Annotated in this window: 22 protein-coding genes; 10 read left to right on the top strand and 12 right to left on the bottom strand. The window is 67.2% G+C overall.

What is annotated here, in order from left to right; genetic code table 11:
- Positions 1–253 precede the first annotated feature (253 nt).
- The 5 genes from AC1DN0_RS34160 to AC1DN0_RS34140 all read right to left on the bottom strand — a co-directional run bounded on the left by AC1DN0_RS34160 (position 254) and on the right by AC1DN0_RS34140 (position 5049).
- Complete coding sequence (locus AC1DN0_RS34160; RefSeq protein ID WP_441633934.1) at positions 254–1612, bottom strand: MBL fold metallo-hydrolase RNA specificity domain-containing protein; 1359 nt, start codon at positions 1610–1612, stop codon at positions 254–256.
- A gap of 12 nt (positions 1613–1624) precedes the next feature.
- Complete coding sequence (locus AC1DN0_RS34155; protein WP_441633932.1) at positions 1625–2461, bottom strand: universal stress protein; 837 nt, start codon at positions 2459–2461, stop codon at positions 1625–1627.
- 56 nt (positions 2462–2517) lie between these two features.
- A complete protein-coding gene (locus AC1DN0_RS34150; protein ID WP_441633930.1) occupies positions 2518–2940 on the bottom strand; it encodes an Hsp20/alpha crystallin family protein in 423 nt (140 codons plus the stop codon).
- A 115-nt stretch (positions 2941–3055) separates the two neighbouring features.
- A complete protein-coding gene (locus AC1DN0_RS34145) occupies positions 3056–3700 on the bottom strand; it encodes a response regulator (RefSeq protein ID WP_441633928.1) in 645 nt (214 codons plus the stop codon).
- On the bottom strand, positions 3697–5049 hold the full coding sequence (locus AC1DN0_RS34140) for a PAS domain-containing sensor histidine kinase (RefSeq protein ID WP_441633926.1): 1353 nt from the start codon (positions 5047–5049) through the stop codon (positions 3697–3699). Before AC1DN0_RS34140 ends, AC1DN0_RS34145 begins: the two co-directional genes overlap by 4 nt.
- A gap of 273 nt (positions 5050–5322) precedes the next feature.
- Here AC1DN0_RS34140 and AC1DN0_RS34135 point away from each other — a divergent pair, with 273 nt between their 5' ends.
- The 4 genes from AC1DN0_RS34135 to AC1DN0_RS34120 all read left to right on the top strand — a co-directional run bounded on the left by AC1DN0_RS34135 (position 5323) and on the right by AC1DN0_RS34120 (position 10336).
- On the top strand, positions 5323–5754 hold the full coding sequence (locus AC1DN0_RS34135) for a response regulator (RefSeq protein WP_441633924.1): 432 nt from the start codon (positions 5323–5325) through the stop codon (positions 5752–5754).
- A 110-nt stretch (positions 5755–5864) separates the two neighbouring features.
- The gene (locus AC1DN0_RS34130) at positions 5865–6659 is read left to right on the top strand and encodes a helix-turn-helix domain-containing protein (protein ID WP_477146348.1); all 795 of its coding nucleotides are present in this window, start codon (positions 5865–5867) and stop codon (positions 6657–6659) included.
- Between the two features lie 346 nt (positions 6660–7005).
- Positions 7006–7290, top strand: a complete 285-nt coding sequence (locus tag AC1DN0_RS34125; RefSeq protein WP_441633920.1) for a DUF1488 family protein — start codon at positions 7006–7008, stop codon at positions 7288–7290.
- Positions 7291–7630: 340 nt separating this feature from the next.
- Entirely contained in the window at positions 7631–10336 is a 2706-nt protein-coding gene (locus AC1DN0_RS34120; RefSeq protein ID WP_441633918.1) for a bifunctional acetate--CoA ligase family protein/GNAT family N-acetyltransferase, read from the top strand.
- Positions 10337–10581: 245 nt separating this feature from the next.
- Here AC1DN0_RS34120 and AC1DN0_RS34115 read toward each other — a convergent pair whose 3' ends face one another.
- Positions 10582–10962: a TraR/DksA family transcriptional regulator gene (locus AC1DN0_RS34115; RefSeq protein ID WP_441633916.1), complete on the bottom strand. Its 381-nt coding sequence runs from the start codon at positions 10960–10962 to the stop codon at positions 10582–10584.
- 495 nt (positions 10963–11457) lie between these two features.
- Here AC1DN0_RS34115 and AC1DN0_RS34110 point away from each other — a divergent pair, with 495 nt between their 5' ends.
- Positions 11458–12975 carry a bifunctional aminoglycoside phosphotransferase/ATP-binding protein gene (locus tag AC1DN0_RS34110; protein ID WP_477146347.1) on the top strand — a complete coding sequence of 506 codons (1518 nt, stop codon included), beginning with the start codon at positions 11458–11460 and terminating at the stop codon, positions 12973–12975.
- A gap of 184 nt (positions 12976–13159) precedes the next feature.
- On the opposite strand, the gene AC1DN0_RS34105 is transcribed toward AC1DN0_RS34110, so the two are convergent.
- From AC1DN0_RS34105 to AC1DN0_RS34095, 3 genes are read right to left on the bottom strand one after another with little or no spacing between them, the layout of a single operon-like run.
- Positions 13160–13690, bottom strand: coding sequence for a flavodoxin family protein (locus tag AC1DN0_RS34105; RefSeq protein ID WP_441633912.1), 531 nt, complete (start codon positions 13688–13690; stop codon positions 13160–13162).
- 10 nt (positions 13691–13700) lie between these two features.
- Complete coding sequence (locus AC1DN0_RS34100; protein WP_441633910.1) at positions 13701–13838, bottom strand: hypothetical protein; 138 nt, start codon at positions 13836–13838, stop codon at positions 13701–13703.
- Between the two features lie 39 nt (positions 13839–13877).
- Positions 13878–14336 (bottom strand): universal stress protein, encoded by a 459-nt coding sequence (locus tag AC1DN0_RS34095; RefSeq protein ID WP_441633908.1) that lies wholly within the window; start codon positions 14334–14336, stop codon positions 13878–13880.
- Positions 14337–14545: 209 nt separating this feature from the next.
- Between AC1DN0_RS34095 and AC1DN0_RS34090 the strand changes: the two genes are divergently transcribed.
- The 4 genes from AC1DN0_RS34090 (at position 14546) to mepK (ending at position 18477) form a co-directional block, all read left to right on the top strand.
- Positions 14546–15553, top strand: a complete 1008-nt coding sequence (locus AC1DN0_RS34090; RefSeq protein WP_441633906.1) for a zinc-dependent alcohol dehydrogenase family protein — start codon at positions 14546–14548, stop codon at positions 15551–15553.
- Between the two features lie 98 nt (positions 15554–15651).
- On the top strand, positions 15652–16107 hold the full coding sequence (locus AC1DN0_RS34085; protein WP_045237098.1) for a universal stress protein: 456 nt from the start codon (positions 15652–15654) through the stop codon (positions 16105–16107).
- Positions 16108–16281: 174 nt separating this feature from the next.
- Complete coding sequence (locus AC1DN0_RS34080) at positions 16282–17898, top strand: L,D-transpeptidase family protein (RefSeq protein ID WP_441633904.1); 1617 nt, start codon at positions 16282–16284, stop codon at positions 17896–17898.
- A gap of 18 nt (positions 17899–17916) precedes the next feature.
- Positions 17917–18477 (top strand): peptidoglycan L,D-endopeptidase MepK, encoded by a 561-nt coding sequence (gene mepK, locus AC1DN0_RS34075; protein WP_441633902.1) that lies wholly within the window; start codon positions 17917–17919, stop codon positions 18475–18477.
- Between the two features lie 222 nt (positions 18478–18699).
- Here mepK and proC read toward each other — a convergent pair whose 3' ends face one another.
- Positions 18700–19515 (bottom strand): pyrroline-5-carboxylate reductase, encoded by an 816-nt coding sequence (gene proC, locus AC1DN0_RS34070; protein WP_441633900.1) that lies wholly within the window; start codon positions 19513–19515, stop codon positions 18700–18702.
- A gap of 109 nt (positions 19516–19624) precedes the next feature.
- Here proC and AC1DN0_RS34065 point away from each other — a divergent pair, with 109 nt between their 5' ends.
- Positions 19625–20488, top strand: a complete 864-nt coding sequence (locus tag AC1DN0_RS34065; protein ID WP_477104422.1) for an IclR family transcriptional regulator — start codon at positions 19625–19627, stop codon at positions 20486–20488.
- A gap of 64 nt (positions 20489–20552) precedes the next feature.
- On the opposite strand, the gene dapA is transcribed toward AC1DN0_RS34065, so the two are convergent.
- Both dapA and AC1DN0_RS34055 read right to left on the bottom strand, forming a co-directional pair.
- Positions 20553–21455 carry a 4-hydroxy-tetrahydrodipicolinate synthase gene (gene dapA, locus AC1DN0_RS34060; RefSeq protein WP_441633896.1) on the bottom strand — a complete coding sequence of 301 codons (903 nt, stop codon included), beginning with the start codon at positions 21453–21455 and terminating at the stop codon, positions 20553–20555.
- Positions 21456–21554: 99 nt separating this feature from the next.
- Positions 21555–22758 (bottom strand): ABC transporter permease (locus tag AC1DN0_RS34055; protein ID WP_477146346.1); only part of this gene is annotated, 1204 nt, incomplete at its 5' end.

Below are 22758 nucleotides of genomic sequence, written 5' to 3'. Positions count from 1 at the left end.
AAAAGAGCGGAAAAGAGGGGGCCATGTTTGAGCATCGCCTTAAGGCGATGTGAGTTTGGCCCCCGGCCGCTCTTTTYGYCTGCCGACGAGGGGGGGTCGCCCCATCCGGCGCGCCTTTTTTGCCTACTTTTTTGGCAAGACAAAAAAGTAGGTCGCCGCCCCGCAGGGGTGGTGAAACTGCCTTTGACTTTAAGCTTTTGACTTTGACGTTAAGCAGTTGCAGTTGCAGTTAAACCCCACCCCCTCCCCTCCCCTAATCCAACAAATACGACCGAAGATACTCCGGCATCGTAACCGCCCAACGCAACTCCCGCTCAATCCGCTGCCGCAAGGCATCACTAGCCGCCGGCTCCCCGTGCACCACGAAAGTCCGCCGCGGCGCGCTGCCGAAGCCGCCCAGCCATGTCATCAGTTCGTTGGCATCAGCATGCGCCGAGAGCGAAGTAATCTGCGCCACCGAAGCCTGGATCACAACCTGCTTCCCGTGGATCCGCAACTCCCGCATCCCCGACGCCAGCGCGGCACCGCGCGTACCGGCAGCCTGGAACCCCGACAGCAATATCGTATTGCGCGCATCCTGCCCATACGTCTCCAGGTGATGCACCACCCGCCCTCCGGTAGCCATGCCCCCGCCGGCCAGGATGATCTTGGGCGTATGGTCGCGGTTCAGCCAGACGGACTGCTGCATGCTCTGGATCAGGATGGCCATATTGCAGGCTGCCGCGCAGGCGGCGCGGTCGATCCGCAGTTCGTCCGGGTGCAACGCAAAGACCGTGGTGGCGTCGATGGCCATTGGGCTGTTGAGGTAGACCGGCACGTGCGGAATGCGGTTCTGCTGGCGTAGCTTGTAGAGGCAGTACAGCAGCGCCTGGGTGCGCCCGACGGCAAATGCGGGGATCACCACGCTGCCGCCGCGGCCAATGGTGCGGCTGACGATTTCGCCCAGCGCGTCGAACGGATCGTCCGCGGGATGGGCGCGGTCGCCATAGGTGGACTCCACCAGCAGGTGATCCGCCTCGCGAACGATCTCCGGGGCGCGCATCACGATGTCCTGCTGCCGCCCCAGGTCACCCGAGAATACGATCCGCTTGCCGTCCACATGCAAAGTGACAATCGCCGAGCCGATGATGTGCCCTGCGCGATGGAACTCCGCCTCCACGTCGGCCGTCACCCTCACCCGCGTATCGTAGTGGAACGGGTCGAGCCGGCGCAAGGCGCGCACGGCATCCGCGCCGTCGTAGAGCGGCAGCGCGGGCTGGTGGCGCGAAAACCCCTTGCGGTTGGCGTAGTGCGCATCCTCCACCGCCAGATGCGCGCTGTCGGGCAGCAGGATGTTGCACAGCTGGGCAGTGCCCATGGTGCAGAACACCCGCCCTCGAAAGCCGTTGCGCACCAGCAGCGGCAGGTACCCGCTATGGTCGATATGCGAGTGCGTGAGCACTACCGCATCGAGCGTGGCCGGATCGACCGGCAAGCGGTCCCAGTTGCGCAGGCGCAGTGCCTTGTAGCCCTGGAACAGTCCGCAGTCCACCATGACGCGGCTGTGGCCTGTGTCGAGCACATACTTGGAGCCCGTGACCGTGTCTGTGGCGCCGAGAAATTGCAGTTGCATGGCGGCGCCCTGTCAATGCGACAACAGCAGTGGCACCGGCGCCTGATACATCAGGGTGCGCGTGGTGCCACCCATGACCAGCTCGCGCAAGCGCGAGTGCCCGTAGCCTCCGGCCACCAGCATGTCGGCTCCCAACGCGCTGGCCGCGTCGAGGAGGTTGGCGCCTACCGGCCCCGCCTTCTGCACGTTGCGCACGCCGGCAACAATGCCGTGTCGCTGCAGGTAATGCCGCAAGCCGGCCACCGGCTCCGAGTCTGCCTGCGGCTCGCCGCGATCGTCCCACACGCCGACGACGGTGACGTGGCTGGCGCGCAGCAGCAAGGGCATGGCATCGGCCACGGCGCGGGCCGCCTCGCGCTGCCCATCCCACGCGATGACCACGTGCCCGCCATGCAGCCGCCTGAACTCCGCCGGCGCCAGCAAGACCGGGCGGCCCGCGTTGAGCAGCACGTACTCGGCCGCCCCGGCGCCTAGCAAGGACACATCCTGCGTTGCCACCGGCCGGGCCATCACCACCAGGTCGGCGACGCGGGCTTCCTGCGCCACGACCCAGCCGGTTTCCTCTTCCACCGCGCGATGCGAGTACGGCACGCCCGGCGCGTACGCTTTCATGGTTTCGCTCAGCAACTCTCCCTGCAACACCGCTTGGGACAGCAGCCGGCCACGGGAGGCCGCCAGATGCCGCGCGGCGTCTTCGCCGGCGTCACGGATCGGATCCATGCGCAGGCCGGTGGCGCTGACGCCGGTGATATGCGCGCCAAAGGCGGCTGCCAGGTCGGCGGCCATCCTGATGCGAGACGCGCAGGCGGGATCCGCTCCGAGCGCGACCAGCACRGTCCGGTAGTCCATGATGTACTCCGTGTATTGGCGAGCGCRCCCGCGGGCGGACCCGGAAGACGGCGATATCAGCGGATGGTCACGCGCTGCTGCGGCGAGGCCTCCTTTTTGGGCAGTACCACCCGGAGCACGCCGTTCTCGTAGCTGGCATCGACCTTGCTCTCGTCCACCGTGCTGTCGAGCGTAAAGGCGCGTTGCATCGACCCGCTGTAGCGCTCGCGCCGGATCACGCGCTCGCCGTCCTTCTGTTCGGAAGACTTTTCCACCTTGGCCGAGATCATCACCGTGCCGCGATCGACGGATACTTCAATATCTTCCTTCCTTGCGCCGGGAATTTCCGCGACCAGTTTGTAGTCCTTGTCGGACTCGGTCACATCGACCTTGAACGAGAACCCGCCTTCATTGCTGCCGCGAAAAGCGCGCAACATGCCTTGCAGCATGTCACCCACCGGTTCGATCGATAGCGGGTCGTAAATTCGCACGTTGCTCATTGTCGCCTCCTTGCAGTGAAGAGCCCAAATCGGGATCGGGCCCTTACTTCATGGTGGCACAGCGCCCATATCGCACCTTGTTCCAGATCAAGCGCGGCGTCCTGGGTGCCAGGCGCTAGATATCCCCTTCGTCGAACAGGCGATGGTGGATCGCGTAGCGCACCAGCGCCGCCTCGCTGGGCAACTTCAGCTTCTCCATCAGTCGCATCTTGTAGGTGCTCACCGTCTTGGCGCTGACGCAGAGCCCGGCGGCGATCTCCGTAAGCGGCTCGCCCAGTACAAGGCGGCGGTAGACCTCCATTTCGCGGTCCGACAGGCGCAGGTGGGGATCCTCGCGGTGCTCGTCCTGCAGGCTGTTGGCCAGTTTCTCGGCCATCGCGGGGCTCACGTAGATGCCACCGGCCGCGACCTTGCCGATGGCGCTGACCAGTTCCGTGGCCGCGCTTTCCTTGGTCAGATAGCCCGCCGCCCCCGCCCGGAACGCGCGCACCACGTATTGCTCCTCGGCATGCATGGTTAGTACCAGGATACGCAACTCGGGCTGCTCCACGCGCAACTGCCTGATCAGTTCCAGCCCGCTGCGGCCGGGCATGGAGAGGTCGAGCAGGATGACGCGGGGCTTGCAGTCGCGCGCCATCTGGAGCACGGCGTTGCCATCCACCGCCTCGGCCACCACCTCGAAGCCGCCTGCGCGGCTCAGGATATGGCGCAGGCCGTCGCGTACCACGGCGTGGTCGTCGGCGATCATCACGGGAATCATGTGCTTGCCTCCACGCTCGAGGTCAGGCCAAGCGGGAAGCGTACGGTCAGGCAGAAACCACCGCCTGGTGCCTGCCTGGTCGCCACTGTGCCGCGAAGCAGCCGTGCGCGCTCCCGGATCCCGACCAGCCCCAGCGATACGCGCTCGCCGCCGGCTGGCGGCGTGGCGGCATTGCCGCGGCCATTGTCCCGCACTGTCAGTTCGTAGTGGTCGTCCTGGCGAACCAGTTCGATATCGACCCGGTCGGCGTGGGCATGCTGCACGACATTGCTGAGCGCCTCCTGCACGATACGGAATACCGCGGTGGCCGCGCGCTCGCCAACGTCTTCCTCCTCCGCGGCGTGGGTGATGACGGTGATGCCATAGCGCGCGGAGAACTCCTTCGCCAGCCATTCGATCGCCGGGATCAGGCCAAGCTCGTCCAGCAATGCCGGGCGCAGGTCGGCCGCGATGCGCCGCACCGAAGCCACGGTCTCGTCAATCACAAGGTGCATGGCGGCGGCCTGGTCCAGCAGGTCAGGAGGCGTTCCCGCGTCCTTGAGATCACTTGCAAGGATCGCCAGGTCCATCTTCAGCGCGCTCAGCCGCTGGCCGAGGTCGTCGTGCAGTTCGCGGGCAATGCGGCGCCGCTCGTCTTCCCGCGACGCCTGGACCCGGTCGGACAACTGCTGAAGCTCTTCCCGCGAGCGCCGCAAGGCCGCCTCCGCCCTCACCCGCTCCGTGGTGTCCCGCAGGATGACGGTAAACAGCTTGCCGCCACCGTCCTGGGTCTGGGAGATCGATGCTTCGATCGGGAACTCCGTTCCGTCCTGGCGCAACGCATGCAGCACACGCTGCTGGCCCATCTGCCGTTCCGTGACCCCCGTCACGCCGAAGCGGCGCACGTGCGCCTCATGCGATACACGGAAACGCGCCGGCATGAAATCCCCAAGCGGCTTGCCGATCGCCGCTGCGGCTTTGCAACCGAAAAGACGCTCCGCCGTGGGGTTGAACAGCACGATGTGCTGCCCTTCGTCCACCGTGATGATGGCCTCCATCGACGAACGGATGATCCCTGCCAGCCGGGCTTCGCTTCCCTGGGTACGCGCCAGGTTCTCTTGCGCGGCGCGCCGCAGCCGCCGCAGGCGTACCAGCAGCAAGGCCAGCATGACAGCCACCGCCAGGCCCCAGGCACCAAGCATGGGCGCGGCAAGGCCGCTTGCCTCGGGAGCGAGCGCGGAGACGAACCAGAGCACCAGCAGCATGAACAGCAAAAGCATCGCGCCGGCTGCCACCAACTCGCCAAGCGTGGCGTACAGCGATGTCTTAGGGGAAGGCGGGTCCGGTGGTGGAGGCTGATTAGTCGCCATGGCTGGTCGCGAAATGCTCCCGGAGGCTCCCGGAGGGTCAGCGAGCCCCGCGGGGATCGCCGCAGACTCTGCTGTAAAGGTAGCCGATTTGTGCGAAATGCACACGCTGRCCGGGATGCGCTCGCCATTCTGCGAGGCCGAAGTGGCTGGCGCTATCGGCCAGATAGCTGAAGGCCCTTGTCAGGTTTCCCTGACAAGGGCCTTCTCTTTCCGGACGACACTCTCAGCCGTCCCTTCTTTCCGGCTGCCCCGCCGTTCACCATACTCGGACACATGAACCTGCCCGCCCGTCCTGCCCCCCTGACCGTGCTGTTGCTTGAGGACTCCACCCTCATCGGCTCGCGGCAGACCAGGATGCTGCGATCGATCAGGGAGCTGGAGTTGCTCGCCTTGGCCCGGGATCCGCGTGCGGCGCTGCTGGCAGCCCAGATCCTCCTGCCCGACGTCGTCATTCTCAGCCTGGGCCGGTACGGAGGATCCTGGCTGAAAGTGCTGGAGGAACTGAAGCGGATGCGCCGCCATGCAACGGTGGTAGTCCTGAGCAACTGCTCGGTGCCGCCGATGCGCAGCGCCTACCTGCAGGCGGGCGCATCGCTCTTTTTCGACAAGACCATGGAGTTCGACGCGCTGCGTAGCGCGCTGCTCCGCCTCGCGGCGGACAAAAGAGCCGCGAGAACAACAGAACCGGAAGACGCCACGGCATAGCCCGCGCCGTCCTTTACGCCGGCAAGACGCAGCGCCGGCGCCGACAGCAAGAGCGCACCACAACCGTGGCCAGCCGAACCGGCGGGGGCCAGAAGACAAAGGAAACTGCCATGTCAGAGTATCTGCAGCGGGAAGCACCGTCAGACGCGCACATAGGATTCCTCGACGCCGAGGTCCTCGCGTCCCCGCACGGGGATAGTGCGCCACCTGCCGGCGTGGCCCACAGGGCAAACTGCTCAAGCTGCGCAATGCGCGCCATCTGCATGGGCRGCAACCTGAACGATGCGGATCGCTCCAGGCTCGATACCACAATCCATAACTGGCGCATGGTCCGGCGCGGCGAGGCGCTTTACCGCGCCGGCGACGCGTTCCAGAGCATCTACGCCCTGCGCTCCGGATCGTTCAAGACGGTGGTCTCGCACCAGAACGGCTGCGAACAGGTGAGCGGCTTCTTCCTCACTGGCGAGACGCTTGGGCTCGATGGCATCTGCACCGAGCACCACGCCTGCGACGCCATTGCCCTGGAAGACAGCGCCGTATGCGTGATCCCCTTCCACCTGCTCGAAGCGCTCTGCCGGGAAATGCGCTCCCTGCAACAGCACGTGCACCGGATGCTAAGCAGCGAAATCGTGCGTGAATCAGGTGTCATGCTGCTGCTCGCCAGCCTTTGCGCCGACCAGCGCGTGGCGGCATTCCTGCTCAATATCTCGGCGCGCCAGCATGCGCGCGGCTACTCCCGCAGCGAACTCACCCTGCGCATGACGCGCGAAGAAATCGGCAGCTACCTGGGCATGAAGCTCGAGACCGTCAGCCGCACCTTGTCGCGCTTCCAGCGCGACGGCTTCATCGATGTAAAAGGCAAGCGCGTGACACTGCTGGATCTTGACGCGCTGGACCGGATCTAGGCCGGATCCGGAAACCTGGCAAGGCGCGCGGCCCCCGATATCCAGCTCGTGCGGCAGCGTGCGCGCCCGCCTGGGCCCAATGCCAGGAATCTTCAGCAACCCGGCCACCGAGCCTGGCACCTCCCCGTGCAGACGCAGCGGCATCGCCTGCACGCTTTCGCGCAGGCCGCGCACCACGCGTGCCGCCTTGTGCCGGCTTGACGTCCGTCAGGAATATGCGTGGTTCGGCTTGCGGCTGCAACCGCAATGCCTAGACTGCAGAGAGTCGATGCGGCGGGCTCACGGGCGGGCTCGCCGCTTTCGCCGTTTCCGTCGTTTTCTTTGCTCTCGCCCCGGGGGGCCATCCATGACCATCAAACAGATCATTTTCCCCAAAGCCCGCCCCTCTTATTGCCCGGCCGCTCTCTCTCTGGAATGCCCTGTCAGCGTGAACGGCACGCCAGCCAGCTACGCGATCACGGCCGAGGCGCTGGAAGACCACTTCGGTGCGCGCTCGCACCGGCCGGAGGACCTGATCCAGGCCTTCGAAGGACACCGCGACGATATCGAAGGGGTGGCCCGGCAACTGTTCGAAATGACCGCGGCACACAATATTGTGCTGCACAGCGGTCATTTTCGCTTTGCGGTATAGCGCACCCGCGCCGGCACGCCCGGGTGGATCATGGCATTGCGTGAACTGACCAGCCGCCGCTTGGACGACGGGGCGGAAGAGCACTGCGCGGCCTGGGACATCGTGCGGGCCGGGCGCGCGCGGATGGTGGCGCTCAGCGCGCCGCGGATAAGGGGGGACCGGAAATTGCGGGTGCCAGCGTGAAYGATGCCCCCGGACAAGCGGCTTGCGCTGGATCAAGTGCTGGCGCCGGGGCTGGCGGATACTCCGGTCAACACCGGCCAGGCGCACGGCTGAATTCCGATCTGGCGCCCTCCCGTGCCCGCGCAAGCACGGATGCACCCCAACCGCCCCGACCACGATGAGCATCCGCAACCTGGAACACCTGTTCCGTCCGCGCTCGGTCGCCGTGATCGGCGCGTCCGGGCGCCCGCACAGCGTAGGCGCCACCGTGTTGGCCAACCTCTGTGCCGGCGGCTTTGCCGGCCCGATTTACGCGGTGAACCCGAAGTACCGGGAACTGAACGGCCAGCCCTGCTACCACCGCCTCGCCGCGCTGCCCGATGTGCCCGATCTGGCCGTGATCTGCACGCCGCCCGATACGGTGCCGGGCCTGATCGCCGAACTCGCCGGACGCGGCACCCTGGCCGCCGTGGTCCTGACCGCTGGACTGGCGCGTGCGGCCGGATCCAGCGGGGAGACGCTGCAACAGGCGATGCTCGGCGCCGCCAGGCCGCACCTGCTGCGCATCCTCGGTCCCAACTGCGTGGGCCTGATGGTGCCGGGGCTGGGGTTGAACGCCAGCTTTGCACATGCGCCCGCCCTGCCCGGCAAGCTGGCCTTCGTCTCGCAATCCGGCGCGCTGACCACGGCGGTGCTCGACTGGGCGCGATCGCGCCAGATCGGTTTTTCGCACTTCGTCTCGCTGGGCGACAGCGCCGACGTCGACCTGGCGGACGTACTCGACTACCTCGGCAGCGAACCGGACACGCAGGCGATCCTGCTCTACGTGGAAGCGGTCAGGTCCGGCCGCAAGTTCATGTCCGCCGCGCGCGCGGCCGCGCGCAACAAGCCCGTGCTGATCATCAAGGCCGGGCGGGTTCCCGAAGGCGCGAAAGCGGCTACGTCGCACACGGGCGCGCTGGCGGGCGCCGACGATATCTATGACGCGGCGATACGCCGCGCCGGCATGCTGCGCGTGTATTCCACCGAGGAAATGTTCGATGCGGTGGAGACGCTTGCGCGTGCGCGGCCGCTGGCCGGCGATCGCCTGGCGATCATGACCAACGGCGGCGGCGCGGGCGTCATGGCTACCGATGCCTTGATCCTCGGCGGCGGTCGGCTGGCCACGCTGGAGAACGGCACGCTCAAGCAGCTGGACAAGGTGCTGCCGCCGACCTGGTCGCACGGCAATCCCGTCGACATCGTCGGGGATGCTCCCGTCGAACGCTATGCGGAAACCCTGCAGCTGCTTGCGGCGGACCCTGGCGGCGATGCCATCCTGATCATCCACGCGCCCACGGCGATCGTGCTCAGCAGCGATATCGCCATCGCCCTGACAAGCAAGCCGTTGACAGCATCGCGCCCCGTATTTGCGAGCTGGCTTGGTGGCGACTCGGTGGCGCACGCGCGCCAGATCTGCCGGCACGCCGGGCTCCCCACCTACGACACGCCAGAGCAGGCGGTGCGCGGCTTCCTGCAGGCCGTGGCCTATCGCCATAACCAGGAACTCCTGATGGAGACGCCGCCATCGGTGCCGGCCGGCCCCGCGCCTGACACCGAACGCGCGCGCCAGTGCATCCGCGATGCGCTAGCCGCAGACCGGCCGATGCTGACAGAGCCCGAGGCCCGCACCGTCCTCGCAGCCTATGGCATCCCCGTAGTGGAGACCCGGACCGCCGGCGATATCGACACCGCCGTCGCCGCCGCCGAAGCCCTCGGCTTTCCGGTTGCCGTGAAAATCCTGTCGCGGGATATTACGCATAAATCGGATGTGGGCGGCGTGGCGCTGAACCTGCAGTCGGCTGGCCAGCTGCGGCAGGCCCTGGAGCGCATGCAGGCCCGCATTCGCGGCGAACAACCCCGGGCCCGGCTCGATGGCTTCACCGTGCAGCGTATGATCAGCCGGCCAGGCGCGTTCGAACTGATCGTGGGCGCCACCACCGATCCGGTGTTCGGCCCGGTGGTGCTGTTCGGCCACGGCGGCACCGCCGCGGAGCGCATCGCCGACCGCGCCATCGCCCTGCCGCCGCTGAACGTCAGCCTGGCGAAAGATCTTGTCAGCCGCACGCGGATTGCGAAGCTGCTCGACGGCTACCGGGACCAGCCGCCAATCCGGCACGACGCCCTGTACCAGGTCCTGATGCAACTGTCGCAACTGCTGTGCGACCTGCCGGAAATCGTTGAGCTCGATATCAATCCGCTGCTGGCCGATGGCGCCGGCGTGCTGGCGCTGGACGCGCGAATCGGCGTGGCCCCCGCCATGCAGCCTGGGGCCGCCCGCCTTGCCATCCGCCCCTATCCCAAAGCGCTTGAGGAAACGGTGACATGGCACGGCGCACCATTGCTGCTGCGCCCGGTGCACCCCGAAGACGAGCCCGCTTACCAGGCATTTTTCGCCGCCCTGGCGCCGGAGGATATCCGCATGCGTTTTTTTTGCATGATCCGGCAGCCGCCGCACACCCAGCTCGCACGCATGACCCAGATCGACTACGCACGCGAGATGGCGTTCGTCGCCGTCAGTCCGGCAGGCAGCGGGCCGAAGGCCATCCTGGGCGAAGTAAGGGCCGTGGCCGACCCCGACAACCTGCGTGCCGAGTTCGCCGTGACGGTGCGCTCCGACTGCAAGCGCCAGGGCATCGGCGGCCTGCTGCTGCGCAAGATGGTGGCCTATTGCCGCGCACACGGCACGCGGGAACTGGTCGGGACCACGCTGGCGACCAATACGGCGATGCTCCGGCTCGCCGAAAGCAGCGGCATCCACGTTCTGCGCGGCGACCGGCCGGCCAGCGACGGCGTGGAACTCCGCCTTTTGCTGACGGAGCCATCCGCGGCCAATGCGCCATGACCGGTCCGCCCCGCCATGGCCGGCTCCTTTGGCGAGCAGAATGCGCAAGCCGTCGTGATCGCCGAACCCTTCTAGCGCGGCCGAAGTGCGCGCGCCCTTGCTACAGCGCGCCATTGGTGTGATCTACCTGCCAGAATCGGAGCGAGCAAGCCACTATTTCGCCGCCGCCATTGCAGCGGCTGTATTGCGGACTCACCTTGCGGACACCCCTTGGCGGGTCCGGACGCGGGAAAAACCGGCGAGGTTCATCGCCTGCCGCCCGGCGCCCCGAACATGTGCTCCTGCTTGCGCTGGCATGGCGTGCAGCGCCTGGCGGTGGGGTACGCTTGCAGGCGCGGAAAGGGAATGGGCTCGCCGCAGTCCTGGCACGCGCCGTAGCGCAGCTTGCCGATGCGCGCCCGCGCCGCTGCAATGTCGGCCAGTTCCATGCGGTAGTGCTCGGTCATCGCATCGTCCATGCGCTCCCCAGCGGTCTGCCCGGCAAGTTCGGCGTTGCCGCCCGGCTCGGCGCCCGCGGACACAGTGCGGGTCACGGCCACCGCATCCATCTGGCCGCGGATCCTTTGCTCGATGCCGTCCAGCAAGGCAACCAGGCTGGAGAGTTGCTCTTTGGTCAATTCGGACATGGTGCACTCCCGGTGCGCGTCGAGGCGAGTCCACTCAATGATGCAATGACGCCGGGCCAGCGGCTTGCGCCAGATCAAATGTCGTGATGCGGATCTTGTCGCCCCCAGCGGCATCCCGGATAACGCCGGGGGCGGCAGGGACCATGGCGCCGGCCCTGGGCTTGGGCGGCCGCCACCATTCGGATCCTGCCGCGCAGCCCGCGCAAAGGATGGCCGCAAGGCAAACCGCGAGGCCGCGCAAACGCGCGGCGCCGCTGCCCAAGCCCTCATCGGAACGTTTCATCCGCATTGCCGCTCTCCCGTCGCCGGCGCAGCGGCTGCCGGCATGAAGCATCCGCAGCGTTGCGCGCCAGACCCCTGTGCCGCTTCAATATAGGCGGGTAGCCGCCGCCCGGCTTGATCCCCGTCAAGCTAGCTTCCGGTGGCCCGCATAGCATGGAAGCATGACCTGTCCAGAGTGCAAACAGGGAGACAGCTACCCAGGGAGATCCCAGCATGGATTCGGCGGTACTCACGCAAGCCCTGATGTGCCCCGCGGCCTACCCGCACCCRGTAGACAAAGTCAGCCTCATCGAGACGCACATTTCGCAAGTCTTCCTGGCCGGCTCCTTTGCTTACAAGGTGCGCAAGCCTGTGCACCTCGACTTCGTCGATTTCTCCACGCTGGCCGCGCGTAAAGTGGATTGCGAGGCCGAAGTGGAATTGAATCGCAGGATGGCGGCGGCGCTCTATCTCGGCGTGGTACCGGTCGTGGCGGGGCCATGCCAGCGCGATGTCCGCGTGGAAGGTACTGGCGAGGCGCTGGAGTTTGCGGTGAAAATGCGCCGCTTCCGGCAGCGAGACCTGCTTTCCGCCATGGCGGAGACAAATCGGCTGACCGGTCTCCATATCGAAACGCTGGCCCGCCGGCTTGCGGCGATCCACTTGGCTGCGCCCGTGGCCGGCGACGGCACCGGCCACGGCACGCCGGCGCGGATCACGGCGGTGATGGAACAGGCCTTGGCCGGCGTCGCCGCTCTCGCCTCCGGCACGGCTGCGGCGGCACGCGTGGCGGCGCTCCTGCGCGAACGGGCCGCGGCCCTGCAGCGCGCGTTTGCCAAACGGCTGGCAAGCGGTCATGTGCGGGAGTGCCACGGCGACCTGCACCTTGGCAATATCGTCATGATCGATGGCGCGCCCACGCCTTTTGACTGCCTTGAGTTCGATGCCGGGCTGCGCTGGATCGACACGATCAGCGATACCGCCTTTCTCTTCATGGATCTGCTGCATGCTGGCCGGCAAGACCTTGCCTATTGCCTGATCAATACCTACCTGGAATGCAGCGGCGACTATGCCGGCCTGACCGTGCTGCCGTTCTACACGGCGGTGCGCGCCGTGGTGCGCGCGCGCGTGCTGCTTGAGCGGGCGCGCCAGCGCAGCGTGGGGGGAACCAGCACCGCCGAACAAGCGGCGGCGACGCAGGTGCGCTGCAACGATCTGCTTGCGCTGGCCTGTGGCGTCCTGACGCGCCGGCCGGGCGCGATTATCATCATGCATGGCCTCTCCGGCAGCGGCAAAAGCACCGTTTCAGAGCAACTGGCGCTGGCCGCGGCCATGGTCCGCGTACGCTCCGACGTGGAGCGCAAGCGTCTGCCGCGTGGCAACCCCACGCTGCGTCATGATCATTACTCGCCTGGCGATACCGCCCGCGTCTACCGGCGGCTGCTGGGAATCTGCCGGCTTGGCAGCGGCGCGGGCGTTCCGATGATCGCCGACGCGACCTTCCTGGCGCGCGAGCAGCGGCTGCGTTTCGCATCGCTGGCCGCGCGCCGGGGCGTGCCTTTTTCCATCGTCGATTGCAATGCCGACCTGGCTACCCTGCGCGAACGCATCGCCACGCGCGCGCGCCAGGGCGGCGACCCGTCCGACGCGGACCTTCAGGTGCTGGAGTGGCAACGGCGCGCGCAAGAGCCATTGGGCAGCGACGAATGGGGCCATGTGGTGCGCATTGCCGGCGCCGGATCAGCCGGCTGATGCGGGTCAGGCCGCGCGATCGATGCCGAGCCGAGCCCGAAGCGATATCGCTGAACGAGGACCAGGTGCCGTTGCCGGCGCGGAATGCTGGGCTTTCCCGTCAGCGCCATAACGCAGTAAGCGCGGTAAGCGCAGTAAGCAAGGGCGCTGAGGCAACAACGCGGTAGCGCGCGGGCGCGGCGGCTCAGGCCTCTTTCGGCGAAAGCCACGCAGGCCGCTGCGCGCTCCCGGCACGTCCGTTCGCGGCTTCCACCTGGTCCGCGAAGGCGCGCAGGTCCGGCAGTGCCGCCCCGCTGGCCACCTCGCTCTGGCGCAGCGCCAGTACCGGCGACGACGGCGCCGCGGCCAGGCGGGAAACCTCCGCCGCCGCAGTGAAGGCGCCTTGCCGCGCCATCACGCAGATCACCGAGGTCTCGCAGGTCAGCGGCAGGTGGTCGCGCAGGAAGCTGCGCATGGGAGCGGCAAGGTGGCCGACCCAGACGGGCGCGACGATGACAAGCCGCCGGCACTTGTCCAGCGCCGGGCCGGCGTAGCGGTAGCCTACGCGCCGGTGCAGCACGATATCGAACACGCAGCGCGCATCGCCCAGCAAGCCGGCGCGGCTGGTCTGGTCGCTGACCTCCGCGAGCGGCCAGCCCGAATACGCCGCCAGTGCTTCCGCGGCCTGCCGGGCCGTTCCGGTGCGCGAGTAATAGACGATCAGGATGTCTTCCATCAATGGCTCCTCAACGCTGGATCCGGGTAGTCCGCGTGCCGGCCAGCGACAGGTTGATCATGATGCTGGCGTACTGCATGACATTCCCGCGCCGCTGGTGTGCCAGCAACCAGTCTGGGAAGCGTCCGGAGGGGGACCATTGATTCACGTCAAGCCAGTTGCCACGCTTTTGCCCGCTGACGCCCCGTTACGCCGCGGCCGGGGGCGCATGCACCAGCAGTACCGGCTGGCGGCATTGCCGCACCAGCCCCTCCGCCACGCTGCCCATCAGCAGGCGCCGCACGCCGCGTCGCCCGTGCGTGCCCACCACGATCAGCTCGGCATGCGTTTGTTGCGCCGCCTGCTCGATCGCGCTGGCGACGTCGCCCAGCGCCAGCGGCTCGTCCACGATCAGCGTCTTGCATGCCACCTGCTGCGCAGCGGCCTTGGCCTTGGCCTCGTCCAGCAGGGACTGCCCGCCTTCGAGCAGGCTGGCGCGCAGGTCTGTCAGGTCGACATAGCCAACCTCGTACCTGAGGTAGCTGTTATCGATGACATGCATCACGGTGACTTCCGAGCCCATCGCGGCGGCCAAGTGGAGAGCCTCCGCCAGCGCCCGGTCGGCCGATTCGCTGCCGTCCACGGCAACCAGGATCTTGCTGTACATCCTCTACCTCCCGCACCCGCGGCAAGCCCGCTTTCAACATTTCCAGTCTGGACGTCCGCGCGAAGTCCATGTTGATTTGGATCATGGCTTGCGCAGCTTTCCGGGGGCACCGCCTTGCGTGCCCCGTTGACGTGGATYAGGCGCCGGCGGCCGGCATGGCCTAGCATGAAATCCGGGCGCCTCATGGTGAGGCCGCGGAGGATGGCAATATGCAGGATTCAATGCGCGCGATGGTCTTCGACGGCGCCGGACCGGTTCTGCGCCTGGCACGCGTGCCGGTACCGCGTCCGGGCCCTGGCGAGGTCCGTATCGCCGTAAGCACTTGTGGCGTGTGCCGCACCGACCTGCACATTCTCGACGGCGAACTCGCGCACCCCAAAAACGCGCTGATTCCCGGACACGAGATCGTCGGCAGGATCGAATCCTGCGGCGAAGGCGTGAGCGGCCTCGCCCCTGGCGACCGGGTCGGCGTACCCTGGCTCGGGCAGACCTGCGGGCACTGCGGCTTCTGCGCGGCGCAGCGCGAAAACCTGTGCGACACGCCCCAGTTCACCGGCTATACGCGCGACGGCGGCTATGCCGAGTACGTCGTGGCAAACAGCCGCTATTGCTTTCCCATCCCGGAGCGCTACGACGACGTGCATGCGGCGCCCCTGCTGTGCGCGGGCCTGATCGGCTACCGCACGCTGCGCATGGCCGGAGACGCGCGGCGTATCGGCATCTACGGCTTCGGCGCGGCGGCCCACCTGGTGACGCAGATCGCAGTGGCGCAGCAGCGCGAAGTCTTCGCCTTCACGCGGCCCGGCGACCCCGCCGCCTGCCAGCTCGCCCGCGACACCGGAGCCTGCTGGACGGGTCCCAGCGACCAGCCCGCGCCACGGCCGCTCGATGCCGCGCTGATTTTCGCGCCGGTCGGCGCGCTGGTGCCGATGGCGCTGCAAGCCGTCGCCAAGGGTGGCACGGTGGTCTGCGGCGGCATCCACATGAGCGACATCCCTGGCTTTCCGTATCGCCTGCTATGGGAGGAGCGGTCGATCGTGTCGGTGGCCAACCTCACGCGCGGAGATGGCCTCGCATTGATGGGGATCGCGCAGGCCACACCGCTGCGCACCGCCACCACCGTCTATCCGCTGGAGCAGGCGGGTGCCGCGCTGGACGACCTGCGCGCGGGCCGCCTGGCCGGCGCGGCGGTATTGCGCGTCGCCCAGGCTGCTTGACGTACGTCAATACGCCAACTGTGCCGCGCCTTATGCTGCTGGTGGACGCGGCGCCCATGCGCGCCCGCCTTGCGACATCCAGCCCGGAGGCACGGATCATGTACCAGAAAATTCTGCTCGCGGTGGACGGCAGCCGTTCTTCGGAACTGGCCCTGAGCCAGGCCATCACGGTCGCCAAGGCGACCGGCAGCGAGGTAAAGGTGCTCTTCGTCGCGGACGACAGCGATATCCTCTTCTCCGTTGGCAGCTACGATCCCGACAAGCTGATGGAAGGTATCCTTGCCGTGGGGCGCGACGCGCTGGCGGCCGCCGCCACGCGCCTGGCGGAAGCCGGCGTTCCGCATACGACCAAGGTCCTCGAGACGCCCGTTTCCCCCGGGCAGGTCTCCGCTACCATCGTGGAGGAAGCCGACCGCTGGGATGCGGACCTGATCGTGGTCGGCACGCACGGCCGACGCGGCTTCCGGCGCCTGGTCATGGGCAGCGTGGCTGAAGGCGTGGTGCACAAGAGCAACAAGCCGGTGCTGATGGTCCGCAGCGAGATCCCGGAGTGAATGCGCAACGGGGACCGCGGGCCCCATGCCGGCGGCACCTGTCCGCCGTATGGACAAGATGGATGGCTGGAATACAGGAGCCGATCCTTTGACAAGCACGCCACAGTGACAAGCGCTCCACAGTTAAGGGGCCGACCGCGCCCGACGTTTCCCCGACCGGCCATGCACGGGCAGATGCGTGGCACTTCCTTTTTCCGCCGCAACGGCGCGGCCGTGCGCGGAATCGTGGCCGGCTTGCTGGGCGCGTGGGCCTTGAGCTGCCATGCGGGCACGCTGGCCGCGGATACCACGCTCTGGTTCTCGCAGGGCCGCCCCACCGCCGAAGCACGGCAGGCGGCCGATATCCTCGCCGCCGCCGCGGCCGACGGGCTGGAACCCCGCGACTATGACGCCGGGGACCTGCGCCGCGCGCTTGGCCAGGCGGCGGACGGCCCGCCGCTGGCGCCTGAAGCCGTGGACTTGCTTGACGACAGGCTGACGGCGGCGATGGAACACTATCTCGCCGACCTGCACGGCGGCCGGGTCGATCCGCGCACGATCCACGAGAATTTTGCCGCGGCGCCGGACGGCCAGTTCAATCCGTCGGCCTACCTGCGCGCAGCCGTCGCCGGGCACGATCTGCCCGAGGCAGTCCAGCGGGCGGCGCCGGCGTTCCCGCTCTATGGCACCCTGCGCGGGGCGCTTGCCCGCTATCGCGCGCTGGCTGGCCATGCGGCCTGGCAGGCACCACTGCCACCGCTGCCGGGCAGGAAGCTGGTGAGCGGCCAGGCCTACGCCGGCGTGCCGGCGCTGACGCAGCGCCTGATCGCCCTCGGCGACCTGCCCGTGGACACGCCAGCCCCGGAACGCTACGAAGGCGCGATGGTGGATGGCGTCAAGGCGTTCCAGGCCCGCCACGGGCTGGACGCGGACGGCGAGATCGGCGCGGGAACGTTCGCCCAGCTGAATGCGCCGGTCGCCGGCCGCGTACGGCAGATCGAGCTGACGCTGGAGCGCCTGCGCTGGACGCCCTTGCTGGAAGGCCCGCGCATGATCGTGGTCAACGTGCCGGAGTTCGTGTTGCGTGCCTACGAGGTCCACGACGCCCATGTCCAGGTCAAGGCGGAGATGAAGGTCATCGTCGGCAAGGCGCTCGACACGCGGACACCGCTCTTCAAGGAGGACATGCGGTTTATCGAGTTCAGCCCATACTGGAACGTCCCGCCCTCCATTGCGCGCGCGGAGACCGTGCCCAGGCTGCGCCGCGACCCCGGCTATTTCGAGCGGCAAGGCTTCGAGTTCGTCGGTGGCGACGGCAAGGCGGTGACCACGCTATCGGCGGCCAGCCTGGACGCCGTCCAGCGCGGGCAACTGCGCATCCGGCAGCGGCCGGGACCGATGAATGCGCTTGGCGACATCAAGTTCATCTTCCCCAATAACGACAATATCTACCTGCATCACACGCCCGCGCCCGGCCTGTTCGCGCGCGGCCGGCGCGACCTGAGCCATGGCTGCATCCGTGTCGAGGAGCCGGTGGCGCTGGCCAGCTTTGTGCTGCAGGACACACCCGGCTGGACCGAAGCGCGCATCCGCGAGGCCATGGAGCGGGGACAGTCCAGCACGCTGCGGCTGCCACAGCCGCTGCCGGTGGTGCTCGCGTACGGCACTGCCATCGTCAAGGCCGACGGGCGCGTTTATTTCTTCCCCGATATCTACGGGCTCGACAAGGTGCTGGACGAGGCGCTGCGGCAACGGTCCGCCAGCCGGCGGGCTTTTGCCTCGGCGCCAATGCGCCCACAATCGCCGTATTAGTCCAGGGAAAAGCGTCCGATGACCAAACCGCCGAGCGAACCCCGCCGCCTGTTCCTGAGCCGCACCGGCAAGCTGGCCCTGGCCGGCGCCGTGCTGCCGCTGGCGCCTTTGCCTGCCCTGGCAACGCTGCCGGACGCCCGCGGCCTCGCCTTCGACCACACCCACACCGGCGAGCGCATCGCCGTGGTCTACGCCGTGGGCGAGCAGTTCGTGCCCGAGTCGCTGGCCGCGCTCAACCGGTTCCTGCGCGATCACTACTCCGGCGAGGTCGGCGTCATCGACCCGCAACTGTTCGCACTGCTTTACCGCCTGAAACAAACACTGTGCTGCGAGGCGCCCTTCCAGGTCATCTCCGGCTATCGCAGTCCGGCCACCAACGCGCGCCTGCGCAAGACGCGCGGCGGCGGCGTGGCCAGCCATAGCCTGCATATGGACGGCAAGGCCATCGATATCCGCCTGCCCGGCGTGCCGCTGGCCGAGCTGCGCGATGCCGCCCTGTCGCTGCGTGGCGGCGGCGTGGGCTTCTATCCGCAAGAGCAGTTCGTGCACGCGGACACCGGGCGCGTGCGCGACTGGTAGTCAGTCGGTCACCTCCGGTCGCCCGGCGACGGCGCAATGTCGCTGCTTTCTCCTCGATTGCCTCGATTGCCATGATCGCCGCTCCGTCCCTTCTCAGGCCAAATAATTGATATACAATTACATCAATCGAAATATGATGACCTGGGCACTGGCCGGCTGACGCTTCCGGGCTGCATACCGGCTAGCCCTGGCTGGCGAAGGACAGGTATGCGGATCCGGCTGTCAGGCGATGCTCCCGAGTTCGGCGCTGCGGTGCGCCGCGGCCTGGATGGCCTCGACGAACAGGGCCTGGAGATGGTTCTTTTCCATGGCGCCGATGCCTGCGGCAGTCGTGCCGCCGGGCGAGGTCACCCGCTGGCGCAGCGTGGCGGCTGCCTCGCTGCTGCCCCGCGCCAGCGCAGCGGCGCCCAGGAACGTCTGCTGCGCGAGCTGGGTGCCCTGCCAGGCCGGCAGGCCGAGCTTTTCCGCGGCTTGCTCCATGGCTTCGATGAAGTAGAAGACATAGGCGGGGCCGCTGCCGGACAGCGCGGTGATGGCGTCCAGCTGGTCTTCGCGCTCCACCCACGTGACCTCGCCGACAGCGCCTGCGATGGTATCCGCCATCTTCCGGTCGGCTGACGACAGGGTCCTGGCCGCCGCCATGCCGGTGATGCCCTGGCCGATGAGCGCCGGTGTGTTCGGCATCGCGCGGACCAGGCGCGGGCGGTTGCCGAGCCAGTCCGCCAGCGCCTGCAGCCGGATGCCGGCTGCCACGCTGATCACCAGCGCATCACCGAGGCATTCGCGCAGGGATTCGCAGACTACGCGCATGACTTGTGGCTTGACGGCAAGGACCACGACGTCCGCATCCGTGAGCGTGCGATCGGCGGCGGGCAGTACCCGGAGCCCATACTCGCGGGCCAGGCGCTCGCGGATGCCCTCGACGGGATCGATGACGGTCAGGTTTTCCACGGCGGCGCCATTCGCCAGCACGCCGGCAATGATGGCGCTTGCCATATTGCCGCCACCGACGAACACTATTTTGAGCTTGTTCAGCATTTCATCTCCCATCTCGTTTGCATCATGCAAGCGAACAACAATCCCCACTGCGCGCGCCACGGGCCATGCCCTGCCGCGCGCGTGAGCACCAAATACGACAGGATCGACAGTGGAACCAAAATCAACCCGCGCCCGCAAGCCGGCGGCGACAGTCAATGAAGATCAGCCGGTGGAAAAAACCAGACAACCGGATCCCACCGATTCGGCCCTGTTTGTCGGCTCCACCGCCAAGACCTTCCGCGTTCTRCATGCCTTCGACGGGCCGATCCGCCATATGACGCTGGCCGATATCGCCAAGGCCGCGCAGCTCGACCGCAGCGCGACGCAACGCATCGTCTATACGCTGGAAACGCTCGGCTACCTGCGCCGGATCGCGGAAACAAAGACCTATGGCCTCACGTCGAAGCTGCTGCAGTTCTCCTTCAACTACGTCCGCGCCAACGAACTGATCGACAAGGCACTGCCCTACCTGCAGGACATCAACCGCACCGTGGGCGAGACCACCAACCTGCAGGAACTCGACGGCCATGAGATCGTGTTCGTCGCGCGTATCCTGAGCCGGCATCTGGTCAACATGGATATTGCGGTGGGCAGCCGCTTGCCCGCGTTCTGCACGTCGTCCGGCACCGCGATCCTGTCGCGTCTCCCGGAGGCGGAATGCGAAGCCATCCTCGGCGCGTGCGAACGCGTCGCCATTACGCCGTACACAGAGGTGCATCTCGGGAAACTGCGCCGGCGCATCCAGCATGCTGCGGAGAAAGGCTACGCGATCATCGCCAACGAGACGGTGATGGGCGATATCTCCGTGGCGGCGCCCATCCTCGATCACCGCGGCCGTCCCGTCGCCGCCATCAATATCTCGGTGCCGACCTCGCGCTGGACGCCGGAAAAGGTGGAGTCCGAGCTTGCCAAGCACGTGCAAGTGGCCGCGACCTCGATCTCCAAAGCCAAGTTCACGGAGTACGGGCGCTGATACGCCGCCCGCGCGCGGCGGCGTGCCCAGGGCCACCGGCCCGGCCCGCCACCCGCGCCTGGCTTCAGGCGTACTCGTAGGCTTGCAGCAGGCGTTCGAACTGTTCGCGCAGGCGTGCGCTGGTTTGCGCTGCGGCCGGCAGCAGCGGCTCCAGCAGATCGGGTGCATCGACCCCGATCACCTGCAGCACGGACTTCATCGGGCCAGGATTGGTTTCCGAAAACACCAGGTCGATCAGCGGCATCAGCTCACGGTGCATCAGCAGCGCTTCCTGCATGCTCCCGCCGCGCACAAGTTTCATGAGCAGGCGCCAGGTCTTGGGCAGCATGGTGGCCGTGCTCAGCACGCCGCCGCGCGCACCGGCGCCGATATGCAGCGGGAACAGCGTGTCTTCGCCGCTCATCAGGGAAAAGCCCTCGTCGATGCCGGCCGCGATCTTGAGGAACTGATAGAGATCCGGATTGCACGCCTTCATGCCGATGATCCGCTCGTGGCGCGACAGTTCATGGATGACCTTGGGATCGATGGCAATCCGCGTGCGGTACGGAATCTCGTAGAGCAGGACCGGCAGGGGCGACTCGTCGGCGAACCGCATGAAGTAATCGCGGATGCCTTGCTGGGTGGGATTCGTATAGTAGGGCGTCACCACCATCACCGCATCCACGCCGGCCGCGGCGAATTCGCGCGTGGCATCGAGCCCGTCGCGCAGGCCCGGCGTCAGCACGCCGGCAACGACCGGCATCCTGCCGGCAACATGGCTGGCAGTCAGTTCCGCCATCCGCACGCGCTCGCGCTGCGACAGCGAGCCGAACTCGCCCGTGCCGCCAAGCGGCACCACACCGTCCGCGCCCTGGCGGATCAGGTAGTCGAGCAAGGCCCGGGTTGCGCTCTCGTGAACCGAACCGTCGGGCTGGACGGGCGTGGGAATGGCGGCAAAAATGCCTTGCACTTGCTTGGAGTCAATCATCGTCTTGTCGGAGAGGTGCCGCACTGGCGGCTGGTTATGCGGTTATGCAGTTATGCGGGTTAAGCTGGTTGCGCGGGTTATGCAGCAGGAATGAAGGGGTCAGCGGTCCGCGCTACGCCGGCGCAACCGGTCCGCGGCCATGATCACCACGGCGATAAAGACAAACAACAGGCTCGACACCGCGGCAATCGTGGGCGAGACGCTCAGGATCACTTCGTCCCAGAACTGCTTGGGCAAGGTCGAATCGAGACCGCCGGTCACGAACAGCGCGATGGTCAGCTCGTCAAACGAGGTCACGAAGGCAAACAGGAACGACGACAACAGACCCGCGCCGAGGATCGGGAACGTGACGTAGCGCATGGTCTGCCAGGGGCGTGCGCCGAGGCTCTGCGCAGCCTGGTCCAGGCGGGTGTCGTAGTTCTTCAGCACCGCCATCATGGTCATCACCACATAGGGAATCGCCACGACCGTATGGCCGAGGATCAGGCCCAGCGCGGAACCAACCAGGTTGAGCCTGGAGAAGAAGTAGAAGATACCCACAGCCGTGATCATCCTGGGCACGATGATCGGCAGCAGGATGAACGCCAGCAGCGCGGCCTTCCAGCGGATGTTCGAACGCACCAGCAGGAACGCCGTGGGCGTGCCGATCAGCATGGCCAGCAAGCCCGTGCCCACGCCGACCACCAGCGAGCGCACCGTGGCCTGCATCCAGGTGGGCGACTCCCACACTTCGTTGTACCACTGCAGCGAGAATCCCCGTGGCGGCCAGTCCAGGCTGCTGCCGCCCGTGAACGAGATCGGGATCATCAGCAGCGCCGGCAACGTCAGGAAGGCCAGAATCAGGATCACCACCGCCCACAGCATCTTGCCGCCGCCCTCCTCCGCGCTGCCCGCCGCGCGGCTACGGCGCGGCCACAGGCGCGACAGCCCGTCGGACAGCGTGGCCAGCACGCCCAGCAACTGGTAGCCGGCGCGACGCAGCGGGCCGTTCGTGGCGGAACGGCGCCCTGCCGGCGCATTGCCGCTGCCGGCCAGGGTCGACAGGCCAACCAGCTTGTCATAGACCACGAACACGATAAGCGCCGCCACCAGCAACAGCATCGAGATGGCGCCGGCAAAGCCCCAGTTCATGGTTTGCTGGACCTGGTCGATGATGAGCTGCGTGATCATGGTTTCACGGCGGCCGCCCAGCAGCGCCGGCGTGATGAAGAAGCCAAGCGAGGTGACGAAGACCATGATGCCCGCCGCGGCCACGCCAGGCATGGACAGCGGGAAGTAGACCAGCCAGAAGGCCGTGCCGGGG

This window comes from Cupriavidus sp. 05N39, from assembly GCF_056397325.1.
The sequence above is the reverse complement of the archived record's forward strand: the minus strand, read 5'-3'. Positions and strand labels throughout refer to the sequence as shown.